Raw genomic sequence first — 12375 nt, forward strand, 5'->3', positions numbered from 1 at the left:
GGCATCATTGCGAAAGCGGCGATAGTCTTGGGTCTGGCGGCGATGCTGGGGCTCGCCGGATGCGCGGCGGGGCCGGCGCCTTCGGGTGGCGCCCGTCCGCTGATCGCGGCGCAGGGCGGGCAGCCGGGCAGCTTCCTCACGCTCTCCGACGTCCATTACGACGGCAACAGCGCTGACATCTGGGGCCAGAATCAGGAAACGAGCGCGATCCTGTGGACGCGCGCGCAGGCCGAGGCGAAGGGGATCGTGGCCGCCGACGATCCGGGCTTCATCCTCTATCTCGGTGACCTGCCGGCGCACGGCCAGAGCGAGGCGGCGCGCGAGACGCAGTTCAAGGCGGTACTCGACGGGCTACAGGGGCTGGTCGCGGGAACGAGCAAGCGGCTGCTCTTCCTGCCGGGCAACAACGACAGCGACGGCGAGGATTATTGCGCCTTCACCACTGGCGGCGCGACGCCCTTCGACGCGGCGAGCGATCCGTCCGCCTGGCCGGTGATCAACGCGCAGCCGGGGGATATCATCGACGCCGGGCAGCTCGCGCGCGGCTTCTATTCGGCCTATCCGCTCGGCAAGTCTGCACCGCTGCGGCTGCTCGCGCTCAACACGGTGATCTTCAATCCCAATTACGGAACCTTCCAGGGCGCGAGCTGCGTCGATGCCACGACGAGGCAGGCCGACGCCAATGCGCAGATCGAATGGCTCTACGCGCAGCTGACCGACGCGGCGCTGAAAAAGGAGAAAGTGATCGTCGCGATGCACGTGCCGCCGGGGATCGACGGCTATGGCGGTGCGCCGAACTGGGATCCGGGGCGGGCCTACACGGGAAGTGCGCCGGGGCTGACGCGCTATACTGGGCGGCCGGTGCAGGGCGTCTATCTGGCGCTGGTAGCGGCTTTCTCGAAGCAGATCGTCGGGACGCTGAGCAGCCACACGCATCTGAACGACCTGCGCCGCCTGCGCGATTGCGACGGAAACGTCACCGAACTCGACCTGTCGATCCCCGCGGTGACCACCGACCATGGCAGCAACCCCGCCATGAAGCTGCTGCGCCATGACGCGCGCTACGAATGGCTGGCGGCCGAGACGCGCTACGCCAGCGAGACGACGGGCAAGGACTGGGTGCCGGCGAACCGCTTCAGCTTCGCCGACAACTACCCATGCTCGAACTGCGACGGCAGCGAGACGCTGGCCGAGCGCATCGCGAAGGTCGCCGAACAGGATTTGCTCGGCGACATGCTCGCCTATCTCATGGTCAAGCGTTCGGTCCCGTCGAACCCGCGGCATTACAAGGCGTCGATGGATGTGACCTGCGGGGGGTGAAGGGCTCGAATGTCGGCTTTGGGGTGGAAACAAGGCGATCCTCCCCACCTGTGGGGAGGTGGCAGCGCGGAGCGCTGACGGAGGGGGCTCTCGGCCTGCAGCGGCATCTTAGGCCTAGAGCCCCCTCCACCACCGCCTGCGGCGGCGGTCCCCCCCCCCGCAAGCGGGGAGGATTAAGAACGTCCGCTCCCGCCCGAAAGCAGCCAACCGGCGGCTCTAAGACGACACGTCACCTCTGCGGCGGAACCGGCAGTTCGCTCGCTTCGGGGTCGGCCTGCTCGCGCATCGGCGCGTTGCCACTGGCCTGCGCCTCGAGTTCTTCGGCCGCTTTCTGGCGCTCGGCCATCGCACGTTCCTCGGCGACCACCGCGGCCTCGACCTCGTCCGATGCGGCGTCGATGCCCGCGATACGCTTGGCGCGCTCGTCGGCGATCATCGCCTGCCAGTCGGTCTTGTCGGCGGCCTGTTCCTCGGCCCGGGCGCCCGCGACGAGCGCCTGAGTGCAGCCGGTGAAGCCGCCGAGTCCGACCGGCGAGCAGCTGTCGGTGCCGAAGCGGCCGACGCGTTCCATGGAGGTCACGCGGTTGAGCCACGCCTGGTTGCGCGGGTCAAGCGGGTCGCCGCCGCGGAACAGCTGCGGCACGCGGTAGCGGTCCTGTTCGGGCAGGCGGTTACACACGACGATCTCGTCGGCGGCGCTCGGTGCGCATTGGTCGTTGCCATAGACGATGACCTGGTTGATCTTCTCGGCGGCGCTCGTGTCGGCCTCCTGCGCGGCGGCTGGGAGCGCAAACAGGCTGGTTGCCAGGAACAGCGCGGCGAGGGGGAGGCGGGTCATCGGATCATCCTTCGTCGTTTGAAGCGGCATGGCACCGCGTCCCTGCACCCGTCATGAATGGGCAGGGCTATTGCTTATCAGATACGCTTCGACAGCGCGATGGCTGCACGGCAGCCGGCGCGGATCGCAAAGCTCAGGAGCGGATAGCCCGGCGCGCTTTCGGCGCCCGCGGCGAGCGCGGCGTCCTTGTGCTCGAGCTCCTCGGCGCGGAAATCGGCGACCGCGGCGCTGAGCTCGGGATCGCTGTCGCCGAGTTCCTCGAGCTGATGCTGGTAGTGGCGGTCGATCTCGGTCTCGACCGCGGCGGTGCACGCCATCGCGGCGCGCGGGCCTAACGCCGCGGTGACCGCGCCCAATGCGAAGCCCGCGACGTTCCACACCGGCTGCAACGCGGTCGGGCGCACGCCGCGCTTCGCGACCATCGCGTCGAAGAATTTGCGGTGGCGCTCTTCCTGCTCGGCCATATGCGCGATCTCGCGCGCCATCGGGTGGCGATCTCCCATCACCGCGAGCTGGCCGGCGTAGATGCGCGTCGCGCCATATTCGCCCGCCTGGTCGACGCGGATCATCGACGCATTTTTGTCGCTGCTGCTCATGCCGATGCTGTGGACCGGCGGCGCAGCAAGATCAAGACGAGCAGCGCGCCGCCGAAGGAGAAGATCGCGTTATACCCCGCCAGCGAAATGCCGCCGAGCGTCCATTGCGCGACGTCGCAGCGCACGATCGGCGCGGCCATGATGCTTTCGAGCGTCACCGGCCCGCCGCCGGTGGTGCTGCAGGTGGTGAGGCCTTCCCAGAAGCCATATTCGACCCCGGCGTGGAAGACGCCGATCGCGCCGCTGACCGCAATCGCGATCGCGGCGAGCAGCGTGAAGGCGCGCATCGCGCGATCATTCTTGTTCAGCAGCAGCGCGAGCAGCGCCAGCACGATCGCCGCCTGATGCGGCCAGCGCTGCCAATAGCACATCTCGCACGGGTGCAGCCCGAAGCCGAGCTGCGACACCAGCGCGCCGCCGTAGAGCAGCAGGGGCGCCGCGAGCGCGACAAGCGGCGCGGCGATACGCGAATTGAGCATCAAACCTACCTATATAGATCGTCATCCCGGCAAAGGCCGGGATCTCGCCGGTGCGATGCGACGCCAGGTCGAGATCGTGTAGAGAGTCACGTGCCTCTCAACACCCTTTGCCGGGATGACGGAGGCGAGAAAATCAGTTGCGGCGCACCGGCTTGCTGGCGGGCTTGGCGGGCGGCTTGGTCGATTGTGCCATGCGCGCCGCGGGGTTGATCCGGCCGATCGTCTGCAGCGCATAGTTCAGCTGAAAATCGTCGATTCCCTTGGCCTTCAGCTCCTCGGCGGTCGCGGTGAAGCGCGGATCGTCCTTCTCGTCCTTTTCGAGCAGGCTGTTATCGACCTTCTTCTCGTTGACGAGGTGGCGGCGCAGATCGCTCTCGCGGAAGCGCGGTCGATCCTTGTAATCTGGGTCCGACAGCTGCGGCACGCGGATGTCGGGCTCGATCCCGCCCTCCTGCACGCTGCGCCCCGACGGCGTATAATAGCGCGCGGTGGTCAGCCGCAGCGCGGTGGTGTCGGTCAGCGGCAGCACCGTCTGCACCGATCCCTTGCCGAAGCTGCGCTCGCCCATCACGACCGCGCGGTGCTGGTCTTGCAGCGCGCCCGCGACGATTTCGGAGGCAGAGGCCGACCCCGCGTCGATCAGCACGATCACCGGCGCACCGCCGGCGAGATCGCCGGGTTCGGCGAAATAGCGTTCGATGTCGCCCTTGCGGCGGCCGCGCTGCGAGACGATCTCGCCGCGTTCGAGGAACAGGTCGCTGATCCCGACGGCTTCGTCGAGCAGCCCGCCGGGGTTCGAGCGGAGATCGAGCACCCAGCCGCGCGGCTTCTTGCCCATCGATTTTTCGACCGCCAGCATCGCGGCGCGCAAATCGGTGGTCGCGTCGGCCGAGAAGCTGCTGACGGTCAGCACGCCGACGTCGCCCTTCGCTTCCCATTTGACGGGCTTGAGGTCGATGATCTCGCGCGTCAGCGACAATTCCATCGGCTTGCTCTGGCCTTCGCGCACGACGGTGATGTCGACTTTGGTGCCTGGGCGTCCCTTCATCTGTTCGACCGCCTCGTCGAGCGTCAGGCCGAAGATCAGTTCCTTGTTGATGTGGGTGATATAGTCGCCCGCCTTGATGCCCGCGCGGTCGCCGGGCGTATCGGACATCGGCGCGATGACCTTCACGACGCCGTCCTCCATCGTCACCGAGAGGCCGAGCCCGCCATATTCGCCGTCGGTCTGGGTGCGCAGGTTCGAAAAGCCGCGCGCGTCGAGATAGCCCGAATGCGGGTCGAGGCTGGCGAGCATGCCGTTGATCGCGCCCTCGATCAGTTTCGAATCGTCAACCGGCTCGACATAGTTGGAGCGGACTTCGAGGAAGACGTCCATGAAGCGCGAAATCTCGTCGGTCGTCGCGGTGTCGACGGTCGCCATCGCCCCGGTCGCGAGCGGCACCAGCGCCAGCGTGCTGAGCGCGGCGGCGCCCTGCCACAGCGCGAAACGGCGCTTGGTCGACACGGGCTTCTTGGTCGTTTCGGTCATGATCGTCTTTCAGCCATTGGCGCAAGTTTCGCCTTATATCCCCGGCGAGCCATAATCCTATGCATTGTCCGGGGCGTCAAGCGGCGCTTCCCGATAGGGGACAGCAGCGAAACGGGGGATTAACGGGCCGGGTTCAGCCCAGCATCGAGGCGATATCGACCGGGCGTCCGGCGCGGCGCAGCTCGACGGTGATGAAGGCGTCGTCGGCGCCCGCGCGGCCGATCGGCGCGCCGGCATCGACGCTGTCACCGACGCTTGCCGACAGGGCGATCATCCCGGTCAGGAGCGAGGTCCAGCCGCCGCCATGGTCGATGATGACGATCTTGCCATAGCCGCGATAGTCGCCGGCAAAGCTGACGCGGCCGGGCGCGGGGGCGACGACCTGCCCGCCGGGACGCGCGGCGATGGTGATCCCGCGCGAGCGTACCCCGCTGTCGTCGACCTCGCCCAGCCCCGCGACGATGCGCCCGACGACGGGCAGGCGATAGGCGCCTTCGGTCAACTGGGCTTCGGCGGTGGGCGGGGGAGCGGCGGCGGGGCTGCCGCTCGCCGGGCTGCGCGGGCGTGCGACCGGCCCCGCGAGTCCGGCGAGTTCGGCGCGCACCGCGCCATCGGCCTCGAGCGTGTCCATCAGCTCGACGATGTCGCGCGCCTTTTCGCCCAGCCCGAGCGCGCGGTCGGCCTCGAGCCGCGCGCTGCTCATCAGGTCGCGCGAGCGGAGGCGCCCTTCGTTTTCGAGCCGCGTCAGATCGTCTCGGCGCGTCGCGAGCTGCTTCTTACTCGCCGCGAGCGCTGCCAGCGCGACCGATTGCTGCCGCCGCGTCTCGCGCAGCGCGGCGAGTTCGCGGCGTACCCCCGCGGTACGGCGTTCGATCACCGGCATCACCGCGTCGAGCACCGCGCGCGCGTGCACCATGTCGGTCAGCGAGCCCGGCTGCGCGAGCACGCTCACCGGCGGCTGGCGCGACAATTGCTGGAGCGAGGCGGTCAGTTCGAGCAACGGCGCTTCCTGCTCGGCGAGCGCCGCGCGCTGCGCCGCGAGCCGGCGTCCGACCAGCGCGACGCGCGCCTCGCCCGCGCTGATATCGGCCTCGGCCGACTGGATGCGCGCGGCGAGCGCGGCGCTGCGTTTCCTCAGGCGGTCGGCGGCGTCGGTCGCGGCCTGCGCCTGGCGTTCGAGCGCGGCGCTGCGTTTCATCGCGGCGGCCGACTGCGCCTTGGCGGTGAGGAGTTGCTGGCGCTCGGCGGCGGCAATCGCCGCGGGGTCGAAGACGTCGCTCTGCGCGACGGCGAGCGCGCCGCCGGCGAGCGCGAGCAGCAGCACGGGCAGGGCATAGGCCAGCCTCATTGCTGCCCCTCACGGTGATAGGGGTGGCCCGCGATGATGCTGGTCGCGCGCCACAATTGTTCGGCGAGCATCGCGCGCGCCATCAGATGCGGCCAGGTCGCGCGGCCGAAGGCGATCGCCTTGTCGGCATTTTTGCGTTCGTCGGGGGTGAAGCCGTCGGCGGCGCCGAGGCAGAAGCGCGCCTCGCGGACCCCGTCGTCGCGCCAGCGTTCGAGAAGTTTGGCGAGGTCGAGCGAGGTGATCTGCTCGCCCGTTTCGTCGAGGAGGATGGTGCGGCTGCCGGGCGCCGCGGCGGGGACCTTGCCCCCGGTGTCTGGCAATTCGGTGATCTTCTGCGGCCAGGTCACGCGCTTCATATAGCGGCCGACGAGGTCGGCCTCGGGGGACCGCCCGATGCGTCCCCGCGCGATGATGTGCAGCAGCATGGACGCCGCCTAACCGCTAAGCGGTGGCGGCGTCAATTTACGGCGGTGACGGGCGGCGCGTCGCCGAACGACCACATGCGCTCGAGGTTGTAGAAGCTGCGCACCTCGGGGCGGAACAGGTGGACGATGACGTCGCCGGCATCGATCAGCACCCAGTCGGCGTTGGGCAAGCCCTCGACGCGCACGAGGCGGCCGGCTTCCTGCTTGATCCGCTGCGCCAGCTTGTCGGCGATCGCCGAGACGTGGCGCGTCGACCGGCCGCTCGCAATGACCATGTGGTCGGCGATGCTGCTCTTGCCGGCAAGCGGGATGGAGATGGTTTCCTGGGCCTGATCCTCGTCCAGCTGGTGGAGGATCAGCGCGTGGAGGGCGTCCACGCTGTCATTCGGTGCGGCGCCGGGCGCGGCATCCTTACTGGCGGCTATCAAGCTTTTTCATTCCTTTCATGCGCTGCCAGGCGCGAATGCGTCAGCGGGTCGCGCATCGCGCGGCCAGCATGGCTCTCGAACCAGCGGGGGTTGGCCTGCCGTATTGCAGTTGCGGATCGCACATCGGGCGAAAATCGCAGGAACACGAGGGCAGGCGGTCTCCAGTCCGTCCAGTGAAGTTTCTGGTCGCCGGGCCGGACGAAGCGCCGAAGCCAACCCATCGCCTCTGCAGCATGGGTGCGGCCATTGTAGCCCGGACGCGCGACGACCGCAATCGGCATGAGTCGTGCGATCCCCCGCCAGTCGCGCCAGCGGGGCAATTGGGCGAGATTGTCGGCGCCCATGATCCAGACGAAACGGCGATTGGGATATTTGCGCACCAGCTTTTTGAGCGTGTGGACGGTGTAGCGCGTGCCGAGCTCGGCCTCGATCGCGGTGGCGCGAATCGGCGAGCGGCGTGCGACGCGCTGGGCAGAACCGAGGCGGGCGGGCAGCGGCGCCATACCTTTGGCGGGCTTGAGCGGATTGCCGGGCGAGACGAGCCACCATAGCTCGTCGGGCCCCAGCGCGTCGATGGCGTTGAGGCTGATCGCGCGATGCCCGCCGTGCGCAGGGTTGAAGCTGCCGCCGAGGAGGCCGGTGGTGATCACAGGAGGCTCTGCCAGTCGCTGCGGTTGTGGACGAGCCGGAGAATTATGAGTCGATGATCGACCAGCTCATAAAGGAGTACAAACGGCTGTCCCTTGATCAGCAGCTTGCGTGTGCCTGCATGAACGGGCGATCCGACAGCCGGGAATCGGTCAAGACGGGACACCTGATCGCGAATGGCTCGAATGGATTCGGCGGCTTCCAGCGGTCGCCGATATTTTGTCAGCCAATCATTCAGCGCGACGAGATCAGCAATGGCCTTTTCCGACCAGATTATTCCGAGCATCGGGCCTCGTGACGGGCGATCATATCGTTCATCATTTTCACGACTTCGGCATGATCCGTAACTCGGCCGGCGGCCACATCATCCCGGCCTTCTTGGACGAACGCAGCGAAGCGCGCTTCCTGTTCGGCGGCGTGGCGAACGGCCTGCGCGACGAACCAGGCCCGGCTTCGCCCCTGTTCTGCGACGATCTTGTCCACCAGTTCGAGTGTTTCGGCGTCGATACGGGCGGAGATGACGGCGTGCTTGGTCATGGGCCCCGTGTATCATTTGTATACAAATGATTCAAGGGCGTGTCTGGCCACTCCCGCGCACCAGCCATTTGTACGTCGTCAGCCCCTCGAGCGCCACCGGCCCCCGCGCGTGCAGGCGCCCCGTCGCGATGCCGATCTCGGCGCCCAAGCCGAATTCGCCGCCGTCGGCGAACTGGGTCGAGGCGTTGTGCATCACGATCGCGCTGTCGACCTCGGTGAGGAAGCGTTCGGCGACGCGCTCGTCCTCGGTGACGATCGCGTCGGTGTGCCGGCTCGAATGCGCGTCGATGTGCGCGAGCGCACCTTTGAGCCCGCCGACCATCGCGACCGAGACGATCGCGTCGAGATATTCGCAGTCCCAGTCGTTGGCGCTCGCGGGGGTGACGTGCGGGCTCAGCGCGGCGACCTCCTTGTCGCCGCGCACCTCGCAGCCGGCCTTGATCAGCGCGTCTACGATGGCGAGCGGCGCCGGATAGGCGCGGTCGATCAGGATGGTCTCGGTCGCGCCGCAGACGCCGGTGCGCCGCATCTTGGCGTTGACCGCCAGCGCCGCGGCCTTCGCCGGATCGGCGGCGCCGTCGATATAGAGATGGTTGATCCCGTCGAGATGCGCGAGCACGGGCACGCGCGCCTCGTCCTGCACGCGCGCGACGAGGCTCTTGCCGCCGCGCGGGATGATGATGTCGACCAGCCCCTGCGCGCGGAGCAGCGCGCCGACCGCGGCGCGATCCTGCGTCGGGACCAGTTGCACCGCATCGGCGGCCAGGCCCACCGAAGCGAGCCCGGCTGCCAACGCGGCATGGATCGCGCGATTGCTCTGCACCGCTTCGCTGCCGCCGCGCAGGATCACCGCATTGCCCGACATCAGCCCCAAAGCAGCGGCGTCGGCGGTGACGTTGGGCCGGCTTTCGTAGATGATACCGACGACGCCGAGCGGCACGCGCACGCGGCTCAGCACCATGCCGTTGGGGCGCACCGCGCGGTCGATTTCCATGCCGACGGGGTCGGGCAGCGCCGCGACCGCCTCGACCGCGTCGGCGATGCCGCCGAGCCGCGCATCGTCGAGCCGCAGCCGGTCGAGCATCGCCGCCGACAGCCCCGCGCTCTTGCCCGCCGCCATGTCGCGCCGGTTCGCGTCGAGGATCGAGTCGGCGCGCAGCCGCAGTTGCGCCGCGGCGGCGCGGAGGCCCGCGGCCTTGTCGGCAGTCGGCACCACCGCCAGCTTTTTCGCCGCGGCGCGCGCCCGCGCGCCCATGTCGGCGATCAGTGCATCGGCGTCGGGAACGGCGGACTGATGGGCTTTGGCGGTCATGCGCGGCCCCTATCATGCTTTGCGCCGGCGGTGAAAGTCCCCGTTGCGCCTGCGGCCTGCGCTGCTACCTAGGCGGCATGACAGGGGACATCGAAGGCATCGGCGCGGCGGTGACCGCGGGGCTGGCGGCGCGCGCGGTCGAGCCGGGGCATGGGCAGGCGGCGGCGCACGAGGGCCTCCGCTGCCTCAATTGCGGCACCAGCCTGCAGGGCTCGCACTGCCACCATTGCGGCCAGCGCGCCGACGTCCACCGCAGCTTCGGTGCGATCGGGCACGATCTGGTCCATGCGATCTTCCATTTCGAGGGCAAGATCTGGAACACCTTGCCCTTGCTCACGTGGCGGCCCGGCGATCTCACGCGCCGCTATATTCACGGCGAGCGGGCGCGTTTCGTATCGCCGCTCGCGCTGTTCCTTTTCGCGGTGTTCCTGACCTATGCGGTGCTCGCGATGGTCGGCAGCGGCGGCGGGCTCGGCGAGGGAATCGCCAAGGCGGCCGACGCGCAGACGCGATCGAACGCGCTCGAGGCGAGCTTCGACGAGGAGGTCGCGCGCGTCGATGCGCGGCTCGCGGCGAAAGACGTCACCGCCGAAGAGAAGAAAAAGCTGATCGAGGAGCGCGAGACGCTGGAAAAGGGCGCCGCCTATCTGGGCGTCGAGCCCGCGATGACCGACGCCGAGCGCGCCAAGGGCCCGCCGGTGCTGGAGGATCCCAAGCAGCAGGTGATGAGCAGCGCCGATTTCCTGTCGCGGCTGAAGGTCGACACGGGGGTGCCCGCGATCGACAAGGGACTGACCAAGGCCTTCGCCAATCCGGCGCTGATCTTCTACAAGCTCCAGGCCAACGCCTATAAATTCGCCTGGGCGCTGATCCCGCTGTCGCTGCCCTTCATGTGGCTGCTCTATCCGTTCAGCCGACGCTTCCACACCTACGACCATTTCGTCTTCGTCACTTATTCGATCTCGTTCATGCTGCTCTTGTTCGTCGTCGTGCGGCTGCTCAACCTGACCGTCGTCGGCGACGTCGCGACCTTTTTGGCGATGCTCTATGTGCCCTTCCACATGTATCGCCAACTGCGCGGTGCCTATCGTTCGTCGCGCTTCGGATCGCTGGTGCGCGCGAGCCTGCTGCTCTTTTTCAGCCTGTGGGCGGTGATCACCTTCATGCTGCTGCTGCTCGCCCTGGGCACGATGGGGTAGCACCGAAACGTCACAAAGACCGGGCAGAGGACCGGCGCGTGTCAAAGGGAGAATCGCGATGCACGAGCTTTGGGGCCAGATCGACCGCCGCCTGCTGATCAAGCTCGGCACCGCAGGGCTCGGCGCGCTGGCGCTGCCCGGCGCGGCGCATGCGATGATGGCGCAGGGCTTCACCCATGGCGTCGCGAGCGGCGAGCCGGGGGCGAACAGCGTGCTCCTCTGGACGCGCTACGCCGCAGCCTCCGATGCGCGCCTGACCGCCGAGGTCGCCGAGACCCCCGATTTCACGAAAATCGTCGCGGGCGGCGCGGTGACCGCCAGCGGCGAGCGCGACCATACCGCGAAGCTCACGGTCGACGGGCTTTTGCCCGGCCGCTGGTATTTCTACCGTTTCGTCGCGCCCGACGGGAGCAAGTCGGTCACCGGGCGCACGCGCACCTTGCCGCAGGGGCCGACGGGCGCCTTCACCCTCGCGCTCTTTTCCTGTTCGAACCTGCCTTTCGGCTGGTTCAACGCCTATGCGCATGCCAATGCGCGCGGCGACATCGATCTCGTCGCGCATGTCGGCGACTATCTCTACGAATATCCGGTCGGCAATTACCCCTCGCGCGGGCAGCTCTTGCCCGGGCGCGAGATTCAGCCGGCGCACGAGATCGTCGCGCTCGCCGACTATCGCCTGCGCTACGCCGCCTATCGCGCCGACCCCGACCTCCAGCGGCTGCATCAGCTGTTCCCGATGATCGCGCAATGGGACGATCATGAGTTCACCAACGACGCGTGGAAGGGCGGCGCCGAAAACCACAATGAAGGCGAAGGCAACTGGACCGACCGTATGGCCGCCGCCGAGCGCGCCTACCGTGAATGGATGCCCGTCGCCGAGACGCGCTGGCGCGACTATCAGGTCGGCGACCTCGCGACGATCTTCCTCCCCGAAACGCGGATCACCGGCCGCGACCGCCCGTTCGAATTCGACGAGATCGTCGCGGGCGGCGGCGATGCGACCGCGAAGCTCAAGACCTTCGCCGAGACCGCCTATCGCGACCCCGCGCGCCAGATGATGGGCGCCGATCAGGAGAAATGGCTGTTCGACGGCTTCGCCGCCTCCACGAAAGCGGGCACGCGCTGGCAGGTCTGCGCGCAGCAGGTGGTGATGGGCAGCGTCTTCACCCCGCCCGAATCGGCGAACTGGTTCGGCACCGACCTGTCGGAGAATATCCGCCGCCGCGTCGCGACCGCGCAGGCGGCGGCGAAGGCGGGGCTTCCCCTCAACATGGACGCGTGGGACGGTTATCCCGCCGCGCGCGGACGGCTGCTCGCCGCGGCGCAAAAGGCCGACGCCGACCTCGTCACGCTGACCGGCGATACCCACAATGCCTGGGCCTATGACCTCAGCGAGGACGGGCGCCCCGCGGGGATCGAGATCGCGGGGCAGAGCGTCACCTCGCCGGGCTATGAAAGCTATACGCGCGGCATTTCGGACAAGACGCGCGTGCGCGCGATCCGCGGCGCCTCGCCGCAGCTCAAATGGGCGAACACGCAGGACCGCGGCTATGTCACCGTCGCGCTGACGCCCGACAAGGTCATCGCGAGCTGGCATATGCTGGAGACGATCCGCGAGCACAGGCCGACGATGAAGGCCAGCCACAGCATGACCGCGATGCGCGGCAAACGGATGTTCGAAGCGGTCTAAACTTTCTTCAATTACCGTTCGTGT

General features: G+C 68.1%; 14 protein-coding genes. 3 read left to right on the forward strand and 11 right to left on the reverse strand.

What is annotated here, in order from left to right; translation table 11 throughout:
* Positions 1–27 precede the first annotated feature (27 nt).
* Positions 28–1320, forward strand: coding sequence for a metallophosphoesterase (locus BWQ93_RS18830; RefSeq protein WP_156878297.1), 1293 nt, complete (start codon positions 28–30; stop codon positions 1318–1320).
* 229 nt (positions 1321–1549) lie between these two features.
* Here the strand turns inward: BWQ93_RS18830 and BWQ93_RS18835 are convergent, their stop codons facing one another.
* The 11 genes from BWQ93_RS18835 to BWQ93_RS18885 all read right to left on the reverse strand — a co-directional run bounded on the left by BWQ93_RS18835 (position 1550) and on the right by BWQ93_RS18885 (position 9462).
* Positions 1550–2158, reverse strand: coding sequence for a hypothetical protein (locus BWQ93_RS18835; RefSeq protein WP_077032546.1), 609 nt, complete (start codon positions 2156–2158; stop codon positions 1550–1552).
* A 77-nt stretch (positions 2159–2235) separates the two neighbouring features.
* Positions 2236–2754, reverse strand: coding sequence for a demethoxyubiquinone hydroxylase family protein (locus tag BWQ93_RS18840; RefSeq protein ID WP_077031824.1), 519 nt, complete (start codon positions 2752–2754; stop codon positions 2236–2238).
* Positions 2751–3233, reverse strand: a complete 483-nt coding sequence (locus BWQ93_RS18845) for a disulfide bond formation protein B (protein ID WP_077031825.1) — start codon at positions 3231–3233, stop codon at positions 2751–2753. Before BWQ93_RS18845 ends, BWQ93_RS18840 begins: the two co-directional genes overlap by 4 nt.
* 133 nt (positions 3234–3366) lie before the next feature.
* The gene (locus BWQ93_RS18850) at positions 3367–4764 is read right to left on the reverse strand and encodes a S41 family peptidase (RefSeq protein ID WP_077031826.1); all 1398 of its coding nucleotides are present in this window, start codon (positions 4762–4764) and stop codon (positions 3367–3369) included.
* A gap of 133 nt (positions 4765–4897) precedes the next feature.
* Entirely contained in the window at positions 4898–6112 is a 1215-nt protein-coding gene (locus BWQ93_RS18855; RefSeq protein WP_077031827.1) for a murein hydrolase activator EnvC family protein, read from the reverse strand.
* Positions 6109–6537, reverse strand: coding sequence for a 23S rRNA (pseudouridine(1915)-N(3))-methyltransferase RlmH (locus BWQ93_RS18860; protein ID WP_077031828.1), 429 nt, complete (start codon positions 6535–6537; stop codon positions 6109–6111). Before BWQ93_RS18860 ends, BWQ93_RS18855 begins: the two co-directional genes overlap by 4 nt.
* A 32-nt stretch (positions 6538–6569) precedes the next feature.
* Complete coding sequence (rsfS, locus tag BWQ93_RS18865) at positions 6570–6965, reverse strand: ribosome silencing factor (RefSeq protein WP_171008759.1); 396 nt, start codon at positions 6963–6965, stop codon at positions 6570–6572.
* On the reverse strand, positions 6962–7615 hold the full coding sequence (locus tag BWQ93_RS18870; protein WP_077031829.1) for a nicotinate-nucleotide adenylyltransferase: 654 nt from the start codon (positions 7613–7615) through the stop codon (positions 6962–6964). The genes rsfS and BWQ93_RS18870 overlap by 4 nt, the downstream gene beginning before the upstream one ends.
* Entirely contained in the window at positions 7612–7899 is a 288-nt protein-coding gene (locus BWQ93_RS21535) for a type II toxin-antitoxin system RelE/ParE family toxin (RefSeq protein WP_077031830.1), read from the reverse strand. Before BWQ93_RS21535 ends, BWQ93_RS18870 begins: the two co-directional genes overlap by 4 nt.
* Positions 7887–8150 carry a CopG family ribbon-helix-helix protein gene (locus tag BWQ93_RS18880; protein WP_077031831.1) on the reverse strand — a complete coding sequence of 88 codons (264 nt, stop codon included), beginning with the start codon at positions 8148–8150 and terminating at the stop codon, positions 7887–7889. Before BWQ93_RS18880 ends, BWQ93_RS21535 begins: the two co-directional genes overlap by 13 nt.
* 31 nt (positions 8151–8181) lie before the next feature.
* Positions 8182–9462 carry a glutamate-5-semialdehyde dehydrogenase gene (locus BWQ93_RS18885; RefSeq protein WP_077031832.1) on the reverse strand — a complete coding sequence of 427 codons (1281 nt, stop codon included), beginning with the start codon at positions 9460–9462 and terminating at the stop codon, positions 8182–8184.
* A 77-nt stretch (positions 9463–9539) separates the two neighbouring features.
* Between BWQ93_RS18885 and BWQ93_RS18890 the strand changes: the two genes are divergently transcribed.
* Positions 9540–10661: a DUF3667 domain-containing protein gene (locus BWQ93_RS18890; RefSeq protein WP_077031833.1), complete on the forward strand. Its 1122-nt coding sequence runs from the start codon at positions 9540–9542 to the stop codon at positions 10659–10661.
* Positions 10662–10719: 58 nt separating this feature from the next.
* Positions 10720–12351, forward strand: coding sequence for an alkaline phosphatase D family protein (locus BWQ93_RS18895; protein WP_077031834.1), 1632 nt, complete (start codon positions 10720–10722; stop codon positions 12349–12351).
* Positions 12352–12375 lie beyond the last annotated feature (24 nt).

The sequence above is a fragment of the Sphingopyxis sp. QXT-31 genome (assembly GCF_001984035.1).
Lineage (GTDB): Bacteria > Pseudomonadota > Alphaproteobacteria > Sphingomonadales > Sphingomonadaceae > Sphingopyxis.